Annotated in this window: 19 protein-coding genes; 7 read left to right on the top strand and 12 right to left on the bottom strand. The window is 68.8% G+C overall.

All coding sequences use genetic code 11. The features are described from left to right. Positions 1–8 precede the first annotated feature (8 nt). Entirely contained in the window at positions 9–989 is a 981-nt protein-coding gene (gene lpxK, locus BLQ03_RS08745) for a tetraacyldisaccharide 4'-kinase (RefSeq protein WP_425415726.1), read from the top strand. Positions 990–1,020: 31 nt separating this feature from the next. On the opposite strand, the gene BLQ03_RS08740 is transcribed toward lpxK, so the two are convergent. Further along, positions 1,021–1,683, bottom strand: a complete 663-nt coding sequence (locus BLQ03_RS08740) for a DsbA family protein (protein WP_090754946.1) — start codon at positions 1,681–1,683, stop codon at positions 1,021–1,023. An 11-nt stretch (positions 1,684–1,694) separates the two neighbouring features. After that, a complete protein-coding gene (locus BLQ03_RS08735) occupies positions 1,695–2,201 on the bottom strand; it encodes a DUF721 domain-containing protein (protein WP_090755219.1) in 507 nt (168 codons plus the stop codon). 156 nt (positions 2,202–2,357) lie between these two features. On the opposite strand from BLQ03_RS08735, the gene mutY reads away from it, so the two are divergent. After that, complete coding sequence (gene mutY, locus BLQ03_RS08730; protein ID WP_425415725.1) at positions 2,358–3,374, top strand: A/G-specific adenine glycosylase; 1,017 nt, start codon at positions 2,358–2,360, stop codon at positions 3,372–3,374. Between the two features lie 139 nt (positions 3,375–3,513). On the opposite strand, the gene argF is transcribed toward mutY, so the two are convergent. The 4 genes from argF to metG form a co-directional block, all read right to left on the bottom strand. Continuing rightward, positions 3,514–4,440: an ornithine carbamoyltransferase gene (argF, locus tag BLQ03_RS08725; RefSeq protein ID WP_090754941.1), complete on the bottom strand. Its 927-nt coding sequence runs from the start codon at positions 4,438–4,440 to the stop codon at positions 3,514–3,516. A gap of 317 nt (positions 4,441–4,757) precedes the next feature. Next, positions 4,758–5,678 (bottom strand): arginase, encoded by a 921-nt coding sequence (gene rocF / locus BLQ03_RS08720; protein WP_090755217.1) that lies wholly within the window; start codon positions 5,676–5,678, stop codon positions 4,758–4,760. Between the two features lie 53 nt (positions 5,679–5,731). Further along, positions 5,732–6,505 (bottom strand): sulfite exporter TauE/SafE family protein, encoded by a 774-nt coding sequence (locus BLQ03_RS08715; RefSeq protein ID WP_175558812.1) that lies wholly within the window; start codon positions 6,503–6,505, stop codon positions 5,732–5,734. Then, positions 6,498–8,216 carry a methionine--tRNA ligase gene (gene metG / locus BLQ03_RS08710; protein WP_090754936.1) on the bottom strand — a complete coding sequence of 573 codons (1,719 nt, stop codon included), beginning with the start codon at positions 8,214–8,216 and terminating at the stop codon, positions 6,498–6,500. The genes BLQ03_RS08715 and metG overlap by 8 nt, the downstream gene beginning before the upstream one ends. A gap of 158 nt (positions 8,217–8,374) precedes the next feature. Here metG and BLQ03_RS08705 point away from each other — a divergent pair, with 158 nt between their 5' ends. Then, entirely contained in the window at positions 8,375–8,725 is a 351-nt protein-coding gene (locus BLQ03_RS08705; protein WP_090754935.1) for a hypothetical protein, read from the top strand. A 502-nt stretch (positions 8,726–9,227) separates the two neighbouring features. On the opposite strand, the gene BLQ03_RS08700 is transcribed toward BLQ03_RS08705, so the two are convergent. After that, positions 9,228–9,836 carry a GcrA family cell cycle regulator gene (locus tag BLQ03_RS08700; RefSeq protein ID WP_090754932.1) on the bottom strand — a complete coding sequence of 203 codons (609 nt, stop codon included), beginning with the start codon at positions 9,834–9,836 and terminating at the stop codon, positions 9,228–9,230. A gap of 105 nt (positions 9,837–9,941) precedes the next feature. Here BLQ03_RS08700 and BLQ03_RS08695 point away from each other — a divergent pair, with 105 nt between their 5' ends. After that, positions 9,942–10,760: an ABC transporter permease gene (locus tag BLQ03_RS08695; protein ID WP_245688778.1), complete on the top strand. Its 819-nt coding sequence runs from the start codon at positions 9,942–9,944 to the stop codon at positions 10,758–10,760. A gap of 151 nt (positions 10,761–10,911) precedes the next feature. Continuing rightward, positions 10,912–12,084 (top strand): aspartate aminotransferase family protein, encoded by a 1,173-nt coding sequence (locus tag BLQ03_RS08690; protein WP_090754928.1) that lies wholly within the window; start codon positions 10,912–10,914, stop codon positions 12,082–12,084. Positions 12,085–12,178: 94 nt separating this feature from the next. Here the strand turns inward: BLQ03_RS08690 and BLQ03_RS08685 are convergent, their stop codons facing one another. From BLQ03_RS08685 to BLQ03_RS08665, 5 genes are all read right to left on the bottom strand, one after another. Then, positions 12,179–13,087 (bottom strand): carbohydrate kinase family protein, encoded by a 909-nt coding sequence (locus tag BLQ03_RS08685; protein WP_090754926.1) that lies wholly within the window; start codon positions 13,085–13,087, stop codon positions 12,179–12,181. A gap of 22 nt (positions 13,088–13,109) precedes the next feature. Further along, positions 13,110–14,441, bottom strand: coding sequence for a TFIIB-type zinc ribbon-containing protein (locus BLQ03_RS08680; protein WP_245688777.1), 1,332 nt, complete (start codon positions 14,439–14,441; stop codon positions 13,110–13,112). A gap of 84 nt (positions 14,442–14,525) precedes the next feature. Continuing rightward, the gene (locus BLQ03_RS08675; RefSeq protein ID WP_090754924.1) at positions 14,526–15,662 is read right to left on the bottom strand and encodes an SPFH domain-containing protein; all 1,137 of its coding nucleotides are present in this window, start codon (positions 15,660–15,662) and stop codon (positions 14,526–14,528) included. 24 nt (positions 15,663–15,686) lie between these two features. Next, complete coding sequence (locus BLQ03_RS08670; protein ID WP_090755212.1) at positions 15,687–16,694, bottom strand: DUF2927 domain-containing protein; 1,008 nt, start codon at positions 16,692–16,694, stop codon at positions 15,687–15,689. An 80-nt stretch (positions 16,695–16,774) separates the two neighbouring features. Next, a complete protein-coding gene (locus BLQ03_RS08665; RefSeq protein WP_090754922.1) occupies positions 16,775–17,971 on the bottom strand; it encodes a toxic anion resistance protein in 1,197 nt (398 codons plus the stop codon). A gap of 249 nt (positions 17,972–18,220) precedes the next feature. On the opposite strand from BLQ03_RS08665, the gene fabF reads away from it, so the two are divergent. Both fabF and mltG read left to right on the top strand, forming a co-directional pair. Further along, positions 18,221–19,483 (top strand): beta-ketoacyl-ACP synthase II, encoded by a 1,263-nt coding sequence (fabF, locus tag BLQ03_RS08660; protein ID WP_090754920.1) that lies wholly within the window; start codon positions 18,221–18,223, stop codon positions 19,481–19,483. Continuing rightward, on the top strand, positions 19,483–20,661 hold the full coding sequence (mltG, locus tag BLQ03_RS08655) for an endolytic transglycosylase MltG (RefSeq protein WP_090754918.1): 1,179 nt from the start codon (positions 19,483–19,485) through the stop codon (positions 20,659–20,661). Before fabF ends, mltG begins: the two co-directional genes overlap by 1 nt. Positions 20,662–20,667: the final 6 nt, after the last annotated feature.

The raw sequence follows: 20,667 nt of genomic DNA, 5'->3' as shown, positions 1-20,667 counted from the left end.
TCCCCGTGCTGACCGCGCCCGCCTTCTGGAACCGCTCGCCCGGCGTCGCCGCCCGCGCGCTGGCGCCTTTGGGTGCGCTTTACGCCCGCGCCACGGCCCGGCGGCTGGCCCGCGGCCCTCGCCTGCGTCTGGGCGTGCCGGTGATCTGCGTGGGCAACCTCAATGCGGGTGGCACTGGCAAGACTCCCACCGTCATTGCCATGATTGAGCGCCTGGCCTCGCGCGGGGTGCAGGCGCATGTGGTCAGCCGGGGCCATGGCGGGTCCGAGGCCGGTCCCCTGCGCGTGGACGAACGCCGCCATTCCGCCGCGCAAGTGGGTGACGAACCGCTGCTGCTGTCGGCCTTCGCCCCTGTTTTCGTGGCGAAGGACCGGACAGCCGGGGCACGCGCGGCGGTCGAGGCGGGCGCCCGGGTCATCCTGCTGGACGACGGCTTCCAAGATCCGAGCCTCGCGCATGACCTTGCGCTGGTCGTGGTGGATGCAGGCCGGGGCTGGGGCAACGGGCTCTGCCTGCCCGCAGGCCCCCTGCGAGAGCCGGTCGCCACGGGCCTGGCCCGTGCCGACCTCGTGCTGACGATCGGAGAGCCCGCCACTCAGGACAGCTTCACTGCCCGCTGGCCCGCGCTGCCGGTGCCCCGCCTCACGGGGCGGCTACAACCGCTGATGACCGGCATGGATTGGCAGGGGCTGCGCGCACTGGCCTTCGCGGGCATCGGCCATCCGGACAAGTTCTTCTCCACCCTGCGCGACCTGGGGGCGAGGATCGTCCGCGCCGAGGCCTTGGCCGATCATCAGCCCTTCTCGCGCCAGATGCTGACGCGGCTGGAAACCGAGGCAAGGATGCTGGGGGCGCAACTGGTGACGACGGAAAAGGATGCGGCGCGCCTGCCGCGCAGCTTCCGCCCCAAGGTGCTGACTCTGCCGGTGAGGCTGGGTTTCGACGATCCAGCGCCGCTGGACGCCGCGCTGGATCGCATTCTAGGGTGACGGAGGGCGGAAGAGCGGCCCCCCGCAAGGCTCAGTTCGCGGCGGCCAGCTTCTCGTCGATCTTGGCCTTCAGCTGCTCCCAAGGCGCGTTGCGCACCGTCTCGCCGCCGATGATGAAGGTCGGCGTGCCCTCGATCTTGTCGGCCACGGCGTTCTGCTGGAAGGTCGCCAGCAGGCTTTCGACCTTGGCCTGGTCCTGCCAGCAAGCGTGCATCTGCTCGGCGGAATAGCCCGCGGCAGCGCCGATCTTGCGCAGGTTCGCAGCGAACTCGTCACCGGTCTTGGCGTTCAGCCATTCGCGCTGCTTTTCGAACAGCATCCCCGCGACCGGATAGAACTTCTCCTCGCCACCGCAGCGGGCCAGGATCCCGGCCCAGAGGCCAGGCTCGTCGAAATACACGTCGCGCTGGGCGAAGCGGACCTTGCCGGTGTCGATATATTCGGCCTTGAGCTGGGGATAAACGTCGTTGTGGAAGGCGGCGCAGTGGCTGCAGGTGAAGCTGGCGTATTCGATCATCTCGACCGGTGCGTCCTCGGCGCCCTGCCAGTAGTCGGGCTGGGTGGCGGGCGCCTGGGCCGGCGCGGCGGCGGGCGCGGTTTCTGCGGGCGCCGGCGTCGCGGTCTGGGCCGCGGCGGGCAGCGCCAGCATGGCAAGCGCTGCGGCCGAGACGAGGCTGCGAAGGGTCGGGGTCATGGATTGGCCTTTCAGTCCTGGGAAAAGGGGGGCCGCTTCCGCGTGTCGCGGGCAGCCCGTGCAAGCGCCAGTCGGCGCATGGAGTCGGCAAGTTTCGGGTCCTCGAAGCGCGCAGCGACCTCCTCGGCGCGCGCCACGACCTCGGGCGCAGGCACGGGGGACTGCTGCGGGGGGGCAGGGCGGAACTGGGCCTGCCCCTCGGCAAATCCCTGGGCGGCGGTCTGGGTGACGACAATGCGCGAGATGGCGTTGAAGCCGTAGACCGCATTCACCCGCTCGCGCAGGCGCGGCAACTGCATCTGCACAAGCGGCGCATGGGCACCGTCGGTCAGCACCGTCAGCGTAGCGCCCATGCCCTTGCCATGCGTCACCTTGACGGGGCGGGTATGGGCGGCGGTCTCGGGCCCCACGATCTCGGGCCAGTCGGTCAGCAGGCGGGCTACCGCGAAGCCGCGCTTTTCAGCGGCCCGGCGCAGGTCGGGGGCGACCAGGGCCGCGGCAGGCTCGAACCCCCGCATCCGGCGGCGCGGCGGCGCGTCGGGATCGGCAGAGCGCCTGCGGGCGCGAGGGGGCTGCGGCTTGGACGTCATGGCCTCGGGCGGACTGTTTGTGCGATCAATCTGGACGCTTCCCGCGCCGGATGCCAGACGGGTGCGATGAGCGATAAGGCAAAGTTGCGTGAAACCGCCGTCAGCCAGCAGGCCGCGCCGCGCCTGCTGGAATGGTACGACCGCCTTGCCCGCGTGCTGCCTTGGCGTGCGCCCCCCGGCACGCCGCCAATGGACCCCTATCGCGTCTGGCTGTCCGAGATCATGCTGCAGCAGACCACCGTCGCGGCGGTGAAGTCCTATTTCCAGCGCTTCACCGCCCTGTGGCCGACGGTCCAGGCGCTGGCTGCCGCCGACGAGGCGCAGGTGATGGCCGAATGGGCGGGCCTCGGCTATTACGCCCGCGCCCGCAACCTGGTCGCCTGCGCCAGACGGGTGGCCGCCGCAGGGGGCTTTCCCGACAGGCGCGAGGGGCTGGCGGCGCTGCCCGGCATTGGCCCCTATACCTCGGCCGCCATTGCCGCGATCGCCTTCGATCGGCCGGAAACCGTGGTGGACGGCAACGTGGAGCGCGTCGTCTCGCGTCTTTTCGCCGTCCAGACGCCGCTTCCTGCCGCCCGGCGCGAACTGACGGAACTGGCCTCGACCCTGACCCCGCAGACGCGGCCCGGCGATTTCGCGCAGGCCATGATGGACCTCGGCGCCACCATCTGCACGCCCCGCAACCCCGCCTGCGCCATTTGCCCGCTGATGGAGCTGTGCGCCGCGCGCGCCCAAGGCATCGCACCCGAGTTGCCCCGCAGGGCGCCCAAGGCGGCCAAGCCCCTTCGCACCGGCACCGCATGGGTCGCGCTGGACGACCGCGCCCTTCTGCTGGAACGCCGCCCCGCGCGGGGCCTTCTGGGCGGGACGCTGGCCTTTCCGACGACGGGCTGGGACGGCACCGACCTTGCCCCGCCGCAGGACGGCCCCTGGGAGGCCGCGGGCGAGGTCCGCCACGTCTTCACCCATTTCGAACTGCGCCTGTCGGTCCTGCGGGCCCCCTTGGCGAACCCTGTCAGGGGCGAGGTGGTCCCGCGCGACGGCTTCGACCCGAACACCCTGCCGGGGCTGATGCGGAAGGTCTGGGCTTTGGCGACGTGAAGCCAAGCCACAAGTCGCTGGTCCGGGACAGGATCATACCCAGAGCCGCCCGGGAGCAGCCAACAGCGTTCTTCTTTGCCGAAATAACCTCCGGGGGCGGGGGGTAGAGCCCCCGGTCCGACCGGGACGGAAGGCTGCCTCAGACCCCCAGGCACCAGCGCATGATGGCCTTCTGGGCGTGCAGGCGGTTCTCGGCCTCGTCCCAGATGACACTGTTGGGCCCGTCCATGACGGCCGAGGTCACCTCGTCCTCGCGATGCGCGGGCAGGCAGTGCATGAACAGCGCGTCCGGCTTGGCATGGGACATCAGTTCCCCGTTCACCTGATAGCCGCGCAGCATGTTGTGGCGCCGCTCCTTGGCCGACTGGGGGTCGTGCATGGACACCCAGGTGTCGGCGAAAACGAGGTCCGCGCCCTGAACGGCGCGCGCGGGGTCGCGCTCGATCTCGGCCCGGACGCCCTGCGCACGGGCGAAGTCGAACCACTCCCGCTCGGGGTCGAGCGGCTGGGGGCCGGTGAAGGTGAAGTCGAAGCCGAACTGCCCCGCGGCGTGGATCACGCTGGCGCAGACGTTGTTGCCGTCGCCCACCCAGACCACCTTGCGCCCGGCGATGGGGCCGCGATGCTCCTCGAAGGTCATCACGTCGGCCATGATCTGGCAGGGATGGGTGCGGTTCGTCAGCCCGTTGATGACGGGGACGCTCGCGTATTCCGCCATCTCGAGCAGCGTCGCTTCCTCGAAGGTGCGGATCATGATGAGATCGACGTAGCGGGACAGCACGCGGGCGGTGTCGGCGATGGTCTCGCCATGGCCCAGCTGCATCTCCTGTCCCGACAGGACCATGGTCTGCCCGCCCATCTGCCGCACGCCCAGGTCGAAGCTGACGCGGGTGCGGGTGGAGGGCTTCTCGAAGATCAGGGCGACCATGCGGTTTGCCAGCGGCTGCTCGGCGTCGGGCGTGCCCCTGGGGGCACCGTTCCGTGCGTCCTTCATCTCCCGGGCGTTGTCGATGATCGCTCGCAGATCGCCCTTGGGCGTGGTGTGAATGTCGAGAAAGCTGTTCATCCTGGGTCTCCTGTTCCGTTTCGTCTGGCGGGGCGAGCGGGCGCTATCGTCGGCGCCGGAAACCCCAGGGGACTGGAACGGAAGGGAGGGCGGGGGCGGGCAGCTTGATCGGCGTGAACATGATCGCGGCACTTCACCGGGACGCAAAGGCGGGGTCAAGCCCCTGCGTCCTTGATTCAAGAAGCAGGGCCAGCCCGATGAGGCGAACTGGCCCTTGCCCGAAGTGAGACCAAGCACTGTGAGCAAGACAACAGTAAGAGAAGCAGCCGGCCGCTCCCAACAACGAACTACCTAAAATGATCCGTATACGCCCGAGGTCAGCCGGAGCGGGTCGGCCGGTCGAAGACCTTGCGGCCCATCAGCGAGCCCACGAGGTCCACCATCATCCTTGCGGTCTTCCCGCGCTCGTCCAGGAACGGGTTCAGCTCGACCAGATCCAGCGAGGTCATCAGCCCGCTTTCATGGATCAACTCGCAGACCAGGTGCGCCTCGCGGAAGGTCGCCCCGCCCGGAACCGTGGTCCCGACCGCCGGCGCAACGGACGGATCAAGGAAATCCACGTCGAGACTAACGTGCAGCATCCCGTTCGCCGCGCGCACCTTTTCAAGAAAGGCCCGCATCGGCACGGCGAATCCGAACTCGTCCAGCACGCGCATGTCGTTGACGGTGATGTCGGAAGCCTCGAGCGTGGCGTGCTCGGCCGGATCGACGCTGCGGATGCCGAACAGGCAGATGTTTTCCTCGGGCACCGGGGCGGGGAAGGCCGGGAAGGCCTCGAAGCCCGGCCGGCCCGAGATATAGGCGATGGGCGTGCCGTGCAGATTCCCCGACTCGGTCGTGGCCACGCTGTGGATGTCCGTATGCGCATCGAGCCACAGCACGAAGAGCGGCCGCCCCTGCGCTCTGGCATGGGCGGCGATCCCCGCGACCGATCCCAGCGACAGCGAATGGTCGCCGCCAAGGAAGATCGGCATCCCCTCGGCCATCGCCCGCTCGCCCGCTTCGGCAAGCGTCCGAACCCAGGCGACCGTCTCGGGCAGGTGCCGGACGGCGGCGTTCTGCGTGCTTTCGGCGCCCAGCGGTCCCGGCGTCATGTCGCCGCGATCCTCGACGCTGTGTTCCAGGCTCTGTAGCGTCCGCCCGATCCCTGCGACGCGATAGGCTGCCGGCCCCATCAGGCAGCCGGGCCGCTGCTGGCCGCTGTCCACGGGGGCGCCGATCAGGATGCAATGGGTCATGGAGGCCTCGAAAACTGGATGCGTGGCGAGGTTGCGGGCCGAAGCGCCCGAGGTCAACCGCGCGCCAGCGCCACGCCCGCCGTGCCGATCAGCCCCACGCCCGACAGGAACAGCAGCACCAGCGCACCGCGCCGGATGGTCAATGGCGATACCGGAGGCGGAAAGCGCCGCGCCGCCCATGTTCCGAGAGCCACCGCCAGCAGCGCGCCCGCCAGCGCGATCGCCGTCAGCCGGTCGAAGCTGCGGTCCGCCACCGTCAGCAGCAGCCGGAAGCCCTGCGTGATCACGAAATAGACCACCAGCGTCACCCGGATCGTGTCCAGCGTCAGCGGCTGGCGGTACAGCAGCCAGATCAGCGGCGGCCCCGAGGTCGCGAAGAGGCCCCCCATGATCCCGCCCGTGGCCCCCGCGATGCCGAAGGCCGGGGTAGGGGACCGCGCCTCCCAGGGCTGCGGGCGGTGGACCAGTTGCAGGGCTGCAGCCGCGATGAAGACGCCGAGGATCAGCCGCAGCCATTCCAGCGCCGATCCCACCATCCAGTGCAGCAGCCAGTAACCCAGCGCGATCATCGGGGTCGCCCCGATCACGGCGGCCAGCACCGCCTTGCGGTCGGCGTGGTGGTGGTCGCGCCACAGGACCATCGCCCCATTCAGCAGCACGAGGATCGAGATGATCTGCGCCGTCACCGGCACCGGCAGCAGGCCGAAGAGCGTCGTCCCGCTCATCACGATCAGCCCCAGCGCGAAGCCCGTCAGCGTCTGCGACCAGGCCCCCAGCGCGCTGAGCCCCCAGAAGGCGGCCAGCGCGGACCAGCCGACCTCAGGCACGGGCGCCCTTGAACCGCTCCTGCCATTCGTCGCGTTGCTCGTCGGTGATCTTGGCGAAGAGCACCTCGGGGACGTCGAAGGCATGGCCTGCGGGCAGGGTGTCCAGCGCGGCACTCACGTCGTCAGGCCATGCGCGGTCGTCGGTCCGCATCGCGGCCAGCATCGAATCGGCGGCGAAGGGGATGAAGGGCTGCGACAGCACCGCGTAAAGGCGGATCAGGTTCAGGCCCAAGCGCACCTGCATCGCGGCCTTCTCCGGGTCGGTCTTGAAGGTGGACCAGGGCGCGGCGGATTGCAGGTATTCGTTGCCCAGCACCCAGATCGCGCGCAGCTCGTTCGCGGCCTTACGGACCTCCATCGCCTCCATGAAGCCCTCATAGGCGCGGATGCGGGTGGTCAGGGCCTGAACCAGCGCCTGTTCCTCGGGGCCGTAGCTGCCGCCCTCGGGGATGGTCTCGCCGAACTTCGACCGGCAGAACTTGGTGATGCGGCTGACGAAATTGCCCAGCACGTCGGCCAGGTCCTTGTTCACCGACTGCTGGAAGTTCTCCCAGGTGAACTCGGAATCCGAGCCCTCGGGCGCGTGGGACAGCAGCCACCAGCGCCAGTAGTCGGCGGGCAGGATCGACAGCGCCTGGTCCTGGAAGACGCCGCGGCCCTGGCTGGTCGAGAACTGGCCGCCGTCATAGGTCAGGTAGTTGAAGGACTTGATGTAATCCACGAGCTTCCACGGCTCGCCCGAGCCGATGATCGTCGCGGGGAAGCTGAGCGTGTGGAAGGGCACGTTGTCCTTGCCCATGAACTGGGTGTAGCGGACGTCGCCCGCGCCCTCGTCCAGACGCCACCAGCGGCGCCATTCATCGGCGGGCTTGCCGTTGGCATCGGCCCATTCGGCGGTCGCGGCGATGTATTCGATGGGCGCGTCGAACCAGACATAGAAGACCTTGCCCTCCATCCCCGGCCAGGGCTGGTCGCCCTTTTTCACCGGCACGCCCCAGTCGAGGTCGCGGGTGATGCCCCGGTCCTGCAGCCCCTCGCCGTCGTTCAGCCATTTCTTCGCGATCGAGGTCGTCAGGATCGGCCAGTCGGTCTTGCTGTCGATCCACTCCGACAGTTCCTGCCGCAGTGCCGACTGGCGCAGATACAGGTGCTTGGTCTCGCGCACCTCAAGGTCGGTCGAGCCCGAGATCGCCGAGCGCGGCTCGATCAGGTCGGTCGGGTCGAGCTGCTTGGTGCAGTTCTCGCACTGGTCGCCGCGGGCCTTGTCATAGCCGCAGTTGGGGCAGGTGCCCTCGATATAGCGGTCGGGCAGGAATCGGCCGTCGGCATTGGAATAGACCTGCCGTTCCGAGACCTCGGCGATCAGGCCGTTCTCGGCCAGTTTCCCCGCGAAATGCTGCGTCAACCGGTGGTTCTGCGGGCTGGAGGAGCGGCCGAAATGGTCGAAGGACAGGCCGAAGCGGCGGGCGATGTTGGCCTGCACCTGATGCATCTCGGCGCAGAAGACATCCACCGGCTTGCCGGCCTTGGCGGCGGCGAGTTCCGCGGGCGTGCCGTGCTCGTCGGTGGCGCAGACGAACATCACCTCGTTGCCGCGTGCGCGCTGGAAGCGGGCGAACAGGTCGGCGGGCAACTGGCTGCCGACGAGGTTCCCCAGGTGCTTGATGCCGTTGATGTAGGGGATGGCAGAGGTGATGAGATGGCGGGCCATGGGGGCTCCTGAAGGCAGGTCGCGGGCTGTTTACCCAAGCGGCGCTGTCATTGCCAGAGTGGTCGGGGAATGGCTCGAATGCGCGGCAGTTCAGGGCTGGGCAGGGCTGCCGTCTGCGGCCATGATGGATTAGGAGATTATTTCAGCAGGAGTTTTCCATGTCCCGGCTTCTCATTCCCGCAGCGCTTGCCTTGGCGGTGACCACGGTCGCCGCGCAGGCAGACGACCTTTATTACATCGACGGTTACCGCATGAACTGTCCGATGGAGGCAGGCGGCGAGGGCATCATCTCCGTCGGTCCGGGCAGGTTCAGCATCACCGAAAGCCATTATGAGCGCGTGACCGAGCGGCAGGGGCTTGCCGGGGGCTGGCAGCGCGCGAGCTGGGCCTGCATGGCCGAGGGCGAGGAATGCGGGCGCGAGCAGATCGATCTGCGGATCACGGATGCCCGGATCGAGATACGCTTCGCGGGAGACCGGAGCTTCATGGGGGCGCGCTGTCCGGGTTGAGGGCGGCGACACCCTTGGTCGGGGTAAAACCCCGAAGAAGAGGGCTCTGCCCCGCCGTGCGTTGCACGGCTCCCCCGGGATATTTGTGTCCGGCCCGAGGAGGCGCGGCTTGGGTGAAACTATGCATCATGCCGAGGAACGGTCATTGGCATTCGTTTGCATGATGGCAGAGGGCGCGAAGCAGCAAGGCCGCAATGAGGCAGGCATCTGTTCGGCAGGCGACGTGAGAGGCGAGGCGGGCGTGGGCGCAGGGCTGCGTGCGTGTCGCTGTAAAGAAAGAACGCCCTCGTTCCGGCGGTGAAGCAGGGAACGAGGGCGCCTTGGTCCGGAGCGGTCATCGGCGTCCCCGCCTGTGCCGCGCCACGTCATTAACAGGAAAACCCTAAGACTCCGTAATGGCTTCTCGGGCCAGAGGCAGATTTCCTCGGGGATCAACAGGCGCAGAAACCTATCGGTGCGGCGGACAGCCCGGGGCTACTGACACGCGAGAGAATGGGTTGCCTCAGCGCCGCCGGTCGCGCCGCGCGCTCATGGGCTGGAAGGCCACGCCGACATGAGCCTCGCAGTAAGGCTTGCCGGCGGTACTGGGAAGGCCGCAGAACCAGAACTTGTCCGTGGCGGGATCGCCGATCGGCCATTTGCAGGTCCGCTCGGTCAGTTCCATCAGCGACAGCTTGAGCGCGCGCTTCTCGACCTCGCGGACGGAAGCCAGCGTCTCGGGAGAGATCTCGTTGGCCGAGGGCTGAGGGGGCAGGGGCTGGCCCGCGGGCACGATCGGGCGGCGGGGCGCAAAGACCGGCTGGGGCGCGGGCTGCGGCTCGGGGGTCTCGGCGGCTTCTACCTCGGGTTCGGGCTCCGGCTCGGGCGCAGCCCGCGGGACTTCGGCGGGGGCGGCTGCGGCGACGGGCTCGGCCGCAGGCTGGGATTCGGGTGCGACGGAGGCTGCAGGCTGGTCGTCGCCCTCGACGCGGTTCGACAGGCCAAGACGGTGGACCTTGCCGATCACGGCGTTGCGGGTCACGCCGCCAAGCTCCTTGGCGATCTGGCTGGCCGACTGGCCTTCGGCCCACATGCGTTTCAGTGTCTCGACGCGTTCGTCGGTCCAGGACATGGGTTGCTCCTTGGCGGATGGCGGGCTTGCACAAGCCGCGCGGCGCGGTTCTAACCGGGAATGCCCGGAAATAGCGCCCCGCGCCCGCAGTTTCAAGGATCACCCATGACCCGCCCGACATCAGCCGACTATGGGGCCATGCCCATCCGCCGCTTCGGCCGTGTCAACTGGCTGGGAACGGCGACGCTGGCCGCGCGCGAGATCCGGCGCTTCATGACCGTCTGGCAGCAGACGGTGCTGGCGCCCCTGATGACGGCGGGGCTGTTCGTCGTGGTCTTCGTCGTGGCGCTGGGCCGCGGCCGGGGCGAGGTCATGGGCCTGCCCTTTGTCGAGTTCCTGGGTCCCGGCATCCTGATGATGACGGTGATCCAGACGGCATTCGCCAACAGCTCGTCCTCGATCATCTCGTCGAAGATGCAGGGCAACATCGTGGACACGCTGATGCCGCCGCTGTCCGCGGCCGAGATCCTGGCGGGCTATCTCGTCGGCAGCCTCGCGCGGTCGCTGCTGGTCGCCGTGGTGATCGGGACCGGGCTGGCGCTGCTGGTGGGGCATGTCGCCGTCCATCCGCTGCTGGCGCTGGGCTTCATCCTCCTGGGCGCGCTGATGTTGGGAGGCCTGGGCATTCTGGGCGGGATCATTGCGCAGAAGTTCGACCAGATGGCTGCGCTGACGAACTTTGTCGTGACGCCGCTGTCCTTCCTGTCGGGCACCTTCTATTCCGTTCAGGCCCTGCCCGAGCCCTTCCGTACACTGTCGCACTGGAACCCGATCTTCTACCTGATCGACGGCGCCCGCTATGGCTTCGCAGGCGTCAGCGACGCGCCGGTCGCGCGGGGGCTGGCCGTCTGCCTGCTGACGGTGATCGCGGTCAATATGCTCGCCTGGTGGTGGCTGCGCACCGGTTTCCGCATGAAGGCGTGACGCGGCGTTGAAGGCGGCGGCGGCGCTTGGTAACGCTGCGAACCATGACGACGATTCGCCCCGGCTTCCGACGCTGATGCGTCCTGCCTCGCCCCCGCCCGCCGGGGGCTGTCCGTTCGTCCGCCTTCCACCCTCAGCCAAGGACCGACCCATGATCGACGCCGTCCTGCCGACCTACAACCGCGCGCCCCTTTCCTTTGAGCGGGGCGAGGGCGCCTGGGCCATCGCCGCGGACGGCACCCGATACCTCGATCTGGGCGCAGGCATCGCGGTCAATGCGCTGGGCCATGCGAATCCGGAACTGGTCGCCGCATTGACCGAGCAGGCGGGCAGGATCTGGCACGTGTCCAACCTGTACCAGATCCCGCAACAGCAGCGGCTGGCTGAACTGCTGGTGGACCGGACTTTCGCGGACACGGTCTTCGTGACGAACTCGGGCACCGAGGCGGCGGAACTGGCGATCAAGATGGTCCGCAAATACTGGTCCGAGAAGGGCCAGCCCGACCGCATCGAGATCCTGACCTTCGAGGGTGCCTTCCACGGGCGGTCCACCGGCGCCATCGCGGCGGCAGGGTCCGAAAAGATGACCAAGGGCTACGGCCCGCTGATGCCGGGCTTCCGCACGCTGCCCTGGGGCGATCTTGAGGCACTGGAGGCCGCGATCTCGGACCAGACGGCGGCGGTGATGATGGAGCCGGTTCAGGGCGAGGGCGGAATCCGCCCGATGGCCGACGCGGACCTGCGGAAGGTCCGCGCTTTGTGCGACAAGGTCGGGGCGCTGCTGGTGCTGGACGAGGTGCAATGCGGCATGGGCCGGACAGGGCGGCTGTTCGCCCATGAATGGGCGGGCGTGACGCCGGACATCATGATGGTCGCCAAGGGTATCGGCGGCGGCTTCCCGCTGGGCGCGGTGCTGGCGACGGCCGAGGTGGCCAGCGGAATGGGGGTCGGTTCGCATGGCTCGACCTATGGCGGCAACCCTCTGGCCTGCGCAGTCGGCACGCGCGTGATGGAGATCGTCGCGGACGAGGCATTCCTGGCCGAGGTCAACCGAAAGGGCGCTCTGTTCCGCCAGAAGCTGGAAGGGCTGGTCGCGGCGCACCCTGAGGTGTTCGAGGGCGTGCGCGGCATCGGGCTGATGCTGGGCCTGCGCTGCAAGGTCGCGCCGACCGAATTGGTCAGCGCCGCCTATGACGAGCACCTGCTGACGGTGCCCGCCGCCGACAACGTCGTCCGGCTGCTGCCGCCGCTGAACATTTCCGACGAGGAGATCGGCGACGCAGTGGCCCGGCTGGACCGCGCGGCGGCGGCGCTGGAGAGCTGAAGCGGAGGGGGCTTGCGCCCCCGCACCATGCGTTTAGGGGGCTCTGCCCCCGCCGCTTTGCGGCTCCCCCGGGATATTTGAGCGAAGAAGAAGTTCAGGCGAGCTCGTGTCGCCAGGGTGGGTCTGCGCCGGGGCGCGAGACGGTGACGGCTGCGGCGCGGCTGGCGGAGGCCAGTGCGGCGGCGAGGGTCGGTTCGTCGAGGTCGTCCAGCCGGTTCAGGGCGCCTGCGCGGGAGAGCGCATCGAGCAGGCCTGCGTTGAAGGTGTCGCCTGCGCCGATGGTGTCGGCCACGGCGACTTGGACAGCGGGAGCCTCAATTCGGTGGCGCGGGGTGAGGGCGAGAACGCCATCCGCGCCGCTGGTCAGCAGGACGAGGCGGGGGCCCTTGGAGATGAGATCGCGGGCGATTGTTTCGCGGTCCCCCCCGGGCCAGAGCCAGGCGCAGTCGTCAGCCGACAGCTTGACGATGGTGGTGAGGCCCAGCAGCCGGTCGAGCCGGGCGCGATAGGCGGCCTCGTCGGCGATGAAGAAAGGCCGCACGTTCGGGTCGAGCATGACCGGAATGCCTTGGGCTGCGGCGCGGGAGGCCAGCGTTTCGACGGTCGCGCCGCAAGGGTCCGGGACGAGGCTGATGCCGCCGATGAACAGCGCCTGCAAGCCGGACGGCAGGGGCGGCAGGTCGTCCGTGGCGAACATCCGGCCCGCCGAGCCCTCGTCATAGAAGGAATAGCGGGCCTCTCCGCCCGCAAGGCTGACGATGGCGAGGGTCGTCGGCCGGTCGGTTCGGGGGCAGCCGGAGGTGTCCACGCCAGCTTCTACTAAAGGCCGAAGCAGCAGGTCGGAGAAGCCGTCGCGGGACAGGGGCCAGAGGAAGGCCGCGCTTGTGCCGAGGCGGCCCAGCGCGACGGCGGTGTTGTAGACGGCGCCGCCGGCCAGCGGCCTGAGGCTGCCGTCCGGTTCCGGGACCAAGTCGATCAGTGCTTCGCCCGCGCAGAGGATCATCGGCCCCTCCCTGATGCTGCCTTCAGGCGTGATACGTTGCCGAGGTCAGCAGGAGAAGCGGCCGCGCATCCGGGCTCGCGAGGATCACAGGGGGCGGATCGTGGAAGGAGGCGCGCAGAACGGGCAACTCGATGGCCGGCGTTTCGGCGGCCCCAATGCGGATGTTGCCGCCTTCTGATGCCATCAGCAGGATTGCCGCCACGATCAGCGCCAGAATGACGGCTATGGCAATCTTCCAGACCGACCAGGGCCGGTCGCCCTGCACCCGGCCCGACTGGCCGTTGACGACGAAGCGGTAGCTTTTCCCGTTGTACTTGTAGGCGGCGAGCCAGACCGGCAGCAGGATGTGCTTGAAGGTCTCGTTGCTGTGCGCCGTGTCCATGGCCTGGATCTGCTGGACGTCGCCGCCGATGTCGCGGCGCACGTCCATGGCGATCACGCCCGCCATCTCCTGCCGGGCAATGGTGTGACCGTCGGCAAGGGGGACCGTGTAGCCCTCGGCCTGGAAGCCCGACAGGTAGCGCGGGTCGTAGGCCGCAAGATGCGACAGGTCCCAGGGGGCCAGCGCGTCCGTATAGCGGCGGGGCAGTGAGGTCGAGGCCAGCACCAGCACGTCGTTGAAAGACCGCGCGACCCGGCCCGCGGCCGGGGTCCAGCGGGTGCGCAGGACCTGCTGGGCCACGCGCTGCATCCGGCCGTTGACCTCCTGCATGACATAGACGGTTTCGTAGTAATGATCGCCCCGCATCCCGAGATAGGCAGTGCGGGTGTCGGCGTCGAAGGTCCAGAAGGGCGAATAGACGCCCTGCATCCGCCGCGACTTGCGCGCGTATTGCTGAAGGCCGTTGGGCGCGAACCAGAGGCCCTTGAGCCAGGCGTCCAGCGCATCCCGCGCCTGGGCCTCGGTGAGGACAAACGGCAGGACGCCCTGCGGCTTGATCAGCCGCGTGGTGCCGGTGTCGGTGACGACGGGGGTCGCGCAGAAGGGGCAGGTGCCGGCATGGGTGTCGGTGCCGCGCTCGATCTTCGCGCCGCAATTCGGGCAGGAGAGGGTGCGGACGGTTTCGGTCAGGTCGCTGCGGACATCGAGGCTGAGGCCCTGTTCGAGCGGGATTTCTTCCAGCTGGGGCGACTTGTGGCCCGCGTCCCACTGGATCGCGCGGCCGGTGGCCGGGTCGCGCAAGAGAAGGTCGCGCTCTTCCGGTTGGCGGGCGGGGGCGCTGGCAGCCCCGGGCGAGATGCGTTGCAGGTGGCCACAATAGGGGCAGACCAGCGCGTCCTGGCCCGGCGCGAACTGCAGGCTGCCGCCGCAGCTTTCACAGGGATAGCGGTGTTCGATCTGCAGTGTGGGCATCGGGCGTCCCGCCTGGTGGAGCCGTCGGACCGGGGGCCTGCCCCCGGACCCCCGGGATATTTGGGCAAAGAAGAAACGGCTGTGTTATTTCTGCGGCAGGGGCGGGGGCAGCATGGTGAAGAGCTGGGCGAGGGCGGGAACCTCGTCGGCTTCCTTCCAGCCGTCCTGGCCGGGGGTCCAGACCAGCGTGTCGCGGGTGAAGCGGCCCTCGTTCATCAAGCGCCCGAGATCGGCCTTGCCATAGGGGCCGCTGGGCTGGCCATCCAGCGCCACGTGCCAGACCGTTTCGGACGGGATCGGCGGAGGCGCGATCATGTTGGGCTGCTGCGCGGGAACCTGCGGCGGCTGCGGCGAGGCTGGGCCCCAAGGGCCGCGCAGCACGCCGCCGGCCATGCCCATGCCGAGGGCCGCGCCCATCCCGGCCCCGATGCCCGCACCCATGCCGCCGTCGCGGGTCGAGGCGTTCAGCATCGATTCCGCCTGCGCGTAATGGCCGAAGCGGCTGAGGTCGCCCACGATCCCCATCGAGGTGCGCTTGTCGAGCATCCGCTCGACCTCGTCGGGCAGGCTGATGTTCTCGATGTAGAACTCGGGCGTCGTGAGGCCGTACTGGGCGACCGTGGGCTCGATGGCGGTGGCCACGATCTTGCCGAGGTCCTGGGTGTTCGCGGCCATGTCGAGGACCGGGATGCCCGACGAGGCGATCACGCGCGAGAATTCCTGCACGATCACGTTGCGGAGCTGGTAGCTGATCTCGTCGGCGGTGAACTCGCCATCGGTGCCCACGATCTCGGACATGAAGCGGGCGGGGTCGGTCACCCGCATCGAATAGGTGCCGAAGGCGCGAAGGCGGACGGGGCCGAATTCCGGGTCACGGGCGATGATGGGGTTGCGGGTGCCCCATTTCAGGTTGTTGAAGCGCGTCGTGTTGACGAAGTAGATTTCCGACTTGAACGGGCTGCGGAAGCCGTGGTGCCAGTGCTGAAGCCGCGTCAGCACCGGCATGTTGTTCGTTTCCAGCATGTAGAGGCCGGGACCGAAGGTGTCGGCCAGCTGGCCCTCGTGGACGAAGACGGCCGCCTGGCCCTCGCGCACGGTCAGCTTGGCGCCGTACTTGATCGCACGGCCGCGTGTCTCATAGCGCCAGACCATCGTGTCGCGGGTGTCGTCCACCCATTCGATGACATCGATGAACTCGCCGGTCAGGAAGTCGAGGACCATGGTTTCCTCCTTGTGCTTGCCGCATCAAGCGCCGGGCAGGGGCGCGGGTTCCGGTCCCGCCGCAAGCTCGGCGGCGATGCGGGCGACGACGGGGCGGACCTCGGCCTCGGTCATGCCGGGGCGCAGGCGGGGGTCGTAGAGCATCTTCAGCAGGCGCTCGTCATGGGGGGTGAGGAAGGCGAATTCCTCGTCGTCGTTGAAGATCGAGGGGCGCGCGTCGGGGCTGTCGTTGGCAAGACCCATGCCCTGGGCCAGTTCCTCGTGGATGCAGCTGAGGCGCAGGCGGTCTGGCAGTTCGGCCCGGATCACGGCAACGGCGTTGGAATAGGCCGCGCCTGCCCCGGGAGAATAGGCGAAGACGGTGCAATAGTTCTGGGGCGCCAGCCGCTCGATCGCGCTGACATCGGCAGAGGGGATGCCGGGGATGGCGGCGGCAAGGCGGGGACCGATAGTACGGCGCTCGTCCTCGTTCAGGATCATCACGACGAAGTTGCCGCCCTCGCCGGTCAGGCCGACAGGGTGGCCGGTCACGCGCTGCAGGCGGTCGGCAAAATCCGCCACCAAGCCGCGGTCGCGGGTGCGGGTCGCGGGCGGGACCGAATCGCCGAAGACGACCGAGATGCGCACGGGGCGTTCCCAGCGGCGAAGGGGCGCGGCATGGGCCTGCGGAACAAGACGGCCGCCCTGCATGACATATTCGTCGCGCAGCGCGATCTGGATAAAGTCCTCGGCCAAGCGGTCGGCGCCGGGTGTCTCGCCGGAATCGCCGCGCAGCAGGCCGCGCGACAGCAGGCTGTCCTGCACGCCGGACAGGTACTGCGCCATCGTGGCGCTGGCCGGGCCCGGGGCGGTCGGGGCGGCGGCCTGCGCAGCTTCGGCGCGCTCGCGGCGCAGGCGTTCCTGCAGCGTCTCGGGCCGGGGCGAGGGAGCCGGGACCACGTCGGGACGCGCGGCGGGCGCAGGTGGGGGCACCGTGGGGGCCGTCGGCTGGGCCGAGCAGGCGGCAAGCGCCAGCAGGGCCGGAATGGACAGACGCCGCCCCCAGGAAGGGGCGGCGCAAGCGGCGCGGAGACGGTCGGTCACGGCAAGGGTCCGGTCTTGGCAAGGGGCCCTCAGGCCCCGGGGGTGACGGTCGCGGCGCCCATCGACACGGGGGCCTGGGTGCGCGCGCGCGAGGCGGACAACGTCTGGCGCAGCTCGGCCTCCATCTTCTGCAGGTCCATCTCGGCGGCGGCGCGGCGGGCCTTGCCCTCGTCGGCGATGCGAAGCGAGTCCTCGATGGTGGCGATCAGTTCGGCATTGGCGGTGCGGACCGATTCGATGTCGAAGACGCCGCGCTCCATTTCCGTGCGGATGCGGGCGTTGGCGTCGCGCAGGTTCTTCGCATTCGCCGTCAGAAGGTCGTTGGTCAGGTCGGTGGCCTGCTTCACGGCGGCGGCGGCCTGCGACGACCGCTGGATCGTCACCGCCTGCGCGAGCTGGGTTTCCCACAGCGGCACGGTGTTCACCAGGGTCGAGCTGATCTTCGTCACCAGCGACTTGTCGTTTTCCTGCACCAGCCGGATCGAAGGCAGCGACTGCATCGTCACCTGCCGCGTCAGCTTGAGATCATGGACCCGGCGTTCCAGGTCGTCGCGCATGGCGCGCAGGTCGCGCAGTTCCTGCGCCTCGATGATGTCGCCGTCATTGGCCGAGCCCTGCACCTCGGCTTCCTTGGCGGGAATGATGCTGCTGTCCAGTTCGCGCAGCTTCCCTTCGCCTGCAGCGATATACAGCGCAAGCTCGTCGTAGAAGTCGAGCGTGCGTTCGTACAGCACGTCCAGCGACTTGATATCCTTCAGCAGCGTATGCTGGTGCTGTTCCAGATCGGCCGTGATCTTGTCGATCTGCCCCTGCACCTGTTCATAGTTCGCGACGAACTTGGCGAAGGGCGCGGCGCGGCCCAGCAGCTTTTCCCACCAGCTGCGTTCGCGCCGCACGTCCAGTTCGGACACGGAGAAGCCGCGGATGGTGGAGACGATCTCGCGCAGGCTGTCGCCCGCCGGGCCGATGTCCTTGTTCTTGACGTCAGCCAGCATCGCTTGGCTGATTTCCTGCAACCCCGCTTGGGCGCGCGATCCGAAGTGCACGATCGAGGCCGTGTCCTTCAGGTCGATCTCGTCCATGCGGCGGCGGATTTCCTCGGCCACGGGCGTATCGGCGCGGTCCAGCGGAACGACCTCTCCGGCCGGTTCGGGCAGGACGACCGAGGTGACGGCCTGCAGTTCCGGCAAGGCGGCCTCGGCCCGGGCCTGGATTTCGGTGCTCATCGTGCGGCTCCCTTGTCGGACGCGAAGACGGGCCTTCGGTCGTTCGGTTGATCGGCGGGCCGGCCCCGCATGGCTGCGCAGAATAGGCCGGATTGACGGGCGTTCAACAAGGCAACGGGGGCAAAGTTCCGAAAAACGCAAGCCTGGCGATGTATTGGCGAAAGGACGCCCGGCTGCCTGCGGCTTGCGTTGCGCGGCACAAGGGGCGCGTGTATTGAGCGACCGTTCAACCGTTGGGAAGGAACATCGATGCGCAGGGTCGTCGTCACCGGGCTTGGGATGGTCACGCCGCTGGCGTGCGGGGTCGAGGAAACCTGGTCGCGACTGCTGGACGGGCAGTCGGGGGCCGGCCCGATCACGCGCTTCGACGCCTCGAACGTGGTGACGAAATACGCCTGCGAGATTCCCTTCGGCGACGGCTCGGAGGGCAGCTTCAACCCCGACGACTGGATGGACGCCAAGGACCGCCGCAAGGTGGACGACTTCATCCTGTACGGCATGGCCGCGGCCGAGCAGGCCGTGAAGGATTCGGGCTGGGAACCTGAAAGCGACGAACAGCGCGAGCGCACGGGCGTCATGATCGGCTCGGGCATCGGCGGGCTGACCACCATCGCCGAGACGGCGGTGCTGATCAGGGAACGCGGGCCCAAGCGGGTGTCGCCCTTCTTCATCCCCGGCTCGCTGATCAACCTCGTCTCGGGGCAGGTCTCGATCCGCTTCGGCTTCAAGGGGCCGAACCATGCCGTCGTGACGGCCTGTTCCACCGGGGCGCACGCCATCGGGGACGCCGCCCGGCTGATTGCCGCGGGCGACGCCGACGTGATGGTGGCGGGCGGGGCCGAGGCGCCGATCTCGGAAATCGGCATTGCGGGCTTCAACGCCTGCAAGGCGCTGTCCACCAAGCGCGACAACGATCCCAAGGCGGCCAGCCGCCCCTGGGACGCCGACCGCGACGGCTTCGTCATGGGCGAGGGCGCGGGCGTCCTGGTGCTTGAGGAATACGAACACGCCAAGGCGCGCGGCGCGAAGATCTACGCCGAGGTGCTGGGCTATGGGCTCTCGGGCGACGCCTACCACATCACCGCGCCCTCGGAAGACGGCGACGGCGGCTTCCGGTCGATGACGGCCGCGCTGAAGCGCGCGGGGCTCGAAGCCTCCGCCATCGACTACATCAACGCGCATGGCACCTCGACCATGGCGGACGTGATCGAACTGGGCGCGGTGGAACGGCTGCTGGGCGATCACGCGGGCAATGTCACGATGTCGTCCACCAAGTCGTCGATCGGGCACCTGCTGGGGGCCGCGGGCGCGGTCGAGGCGATCTTCTGCATTCTCGCCATCCGCGACCAGGTCGCGCCGCCGACCATCAACCTGGACGAGCCCGCGCGCGCGACGCCCATCGACCTGGCCGCGAACGCCGCCGTGCGCCGCAAGATCGACGTGGCGCTGTCCAACAGCTTCGGTTTCGGCGGCACCAATGCCAGCCTGGTCGTGGGCAAGGTCCGGGGCTGATGTGGCGGGCCATCGCCTCGAACTTCCTGACGCTGCTGATCGTCCTTCTGGTGGCAGTGGCGGTCGCGGTCGCCTGGGGGCGCAACCAGTATAACGCCCCCGGCCCCAGCGCCGTCGCGCAATGCGTGGAAATCCCGCAGGGCGCGCGGCTGAACGAAGTCAGCAAGCAGCTCGAGGCGCAGGGCGTCATCACCTCGCCCTACATCCTGCGGACGGGGGCGGATTACGCCGGCAAGGCCGGGCAGCTCAAGTTCGGAAGCTACCTCGTCCCGCCCCGCGCCAGCATGGCCGAGGTGGTGGACACGATCACGGCGGGCGGGCCTTCGACCTGCGGGACCGAGGTCATCTTCCGCGTGGGTGTGCGCGACAACGCGCTGGTCCTGCGCGACCTGAACCCGAAAAACGGCCGCTACGAGGACCGCATCCGCCACGATCCCTCCGTGGGCGAGGCGCCCGAGGCGATTGTGCAGGCCGTCGCCAAGCCCGGCGCGCGGCTGCGCGTGGCCGTGGCCGAGGGCACGACCGCCTGGCAGGTGGTCGAGGCCGTCAGGCAGGCGCCTTTCCTGGAAGGCTCCGTCGGGCCGGTGCCGCCCGAAGGGACGCTTGCCCCCGACACCTACGAGGTCAACCGGGGCGGCAGCCGGCGCGAGCTGATCGACCGGATGCGCGTGGCGCAGGACGCGATTCTCGCCGCTGCCTGGGAGGGCCGTCCCTTCGGGCTGCCCTACCAGACGCCGGAAGAGGCGCTGACCATGGCCTCGATTGTGGAAAAGGAAACCGGCGTCCCCGAAGAGCGGGCCCGTGTCGCCGCCGTCTTTGTCAACCGCCTGCGCGAAGGGATGCGGCTTCAGACCGACCCGACCGTGATCTATGGGGTGACGAACGGGCGCGAGGTGCTGGACCGGGGCCTGCGCCGGTCGGAACTGCAGCGGCGCACGCCCTACAATACCTACCAAATCGACGGGCTTCCGCCGACGCCCATCGCCAACCCCGGCCGGGCGGCGATCCAGGCGGCGCTGAACCCCGAGGACAGCGACTTCCTGTATTTCGTGGCCGACGGCAGCGGCGGGCACGCCTTCGCCCGCACGCTGGAAGAGCACAACGCCAACGTCGCCCGCTGGCGCGCCATCGAGCAGGCTCAGGGCGAGGACATCGAGTCCCCCGTCCAGACCGACTGAGGCAGG

Origin of the sequence: Paracoccus chinensis, from assembly GCF_900102885.1 — a bacterium.
Taxonomy (GTDB): domain Bacteria; phylum Pseudomonadota; class Alphaproteobacteria; order Rhodobacterales; family Rhodobacteraceae; genus Paracoccus; species Paracoccus chinensis.
This window is presented reverse-complemented; position numbering and strand designations above follow the sequence as displayed.

Bases quoted from the DNA above. Each gene is read 5' to 3' on its own strand.
- argF (WP_090754941.1), bottom strand. From the start codon at position 4,440: ATGAACAGCTTTCTCGACATTCACACCACGCCCAAGGGCGATCTGCGA.
- fabF (WP_090754920.1), top strand. From the start codon at position 18,221: ATGCGCAGGGTCGTCGTCACCGGGCTTGGGATGGTCACGCCGCTGGCG.
- mltG (WP_090754918.1), top strand. From the start codon at position 19,483: ATGTGGCGGGCCATCGCCTCGAACTTCCTGACGCTGCTGATCGTCCTT.
- BLQ03_RS08665 (WP_090754922.1), bottom strand. From the start codon at position 17,971: ATGAGCACCGAAATCCAGGCCCGGGCCGAGGCCGCCTTGCCGGAACTG.
- BLQ03_RS08700 (WP_090754932.1), bottom strand. From the start codon at position 9,836: ATGTCCTGGACCGACGAACGCGTCGAGACACTGAAACGCATGTGGGCC.
- BLQ03_RS08690 (WP_090754928.1), top strand. From the start codon at position 10,912: ATGATCGACGCCGTCCTGCCGACCTACAACCGCGCGCCCCTTTCCTTT.
- BLQ03_RS08705 (WP_090754935.1), top strand. From the start codon at position 8,375: ATGTCCCGGCTTCTCATTCCCGCAGCGCTTGCCTTGGCGGTGACCACG.
- BLQ03_RS08685 (WP_090754926.1), bottom strand. From the start codon at position 13,087: ATGATCCTCTGCGCGGGCGAAGCACTGATCGACTTGGTCCCGGAACCG.
- metG (WP_090754936.1), bottom strand. From the start codon at position 8,216: ATGGCCCGCCATCTCATCACCTCTGCCATCCCCTACATCAACGGCATC.
- BLQ03_RS08675 (WP_090754924.1), bottom strand. From the start codon at position 15,662: ATGGTCCTCGACTTCCTGACCGGCGAGTTCATCGATGTCATCGAATGG.
- rocF (WP_090755217.1), bottom strand. From the start codon at position 5,678: ATGACCCATTGCATCCTGATCGGCGCCCCCGTGGACAGCGGCCAGCAG.
- BLQ03_RS08680 (WP_245688777.1), bottom strand. From the start codon at position 14,441: ATGCCCACACTGCAGATCGAACACCGCTATCCCTGTGAAAGCTGCGGC.
- BLQ03_RS08735 (WP_090755219.1), bottom strand. From the start codon at position 2,201: ATGCGGGGGTTCGAGCCTGCCGCGGCCCTGGTCGCCCCCGACCTGCGC.
- BLQ03_RS08740 (WP_090754946.1), bottom strand. From the start codon at position 1,683: ATGACCCCGACCCTTCGCAGCCTCGTCTCGGCCGCAGCGCTTGCCATG.
- BLQ03_RS08695 (WP_245688778.1), top strand. From the start codon at position 9,942: ATGACCCGCCCGACATCAGCCGACTATGGGGCCATGCCCATCCGCCGC.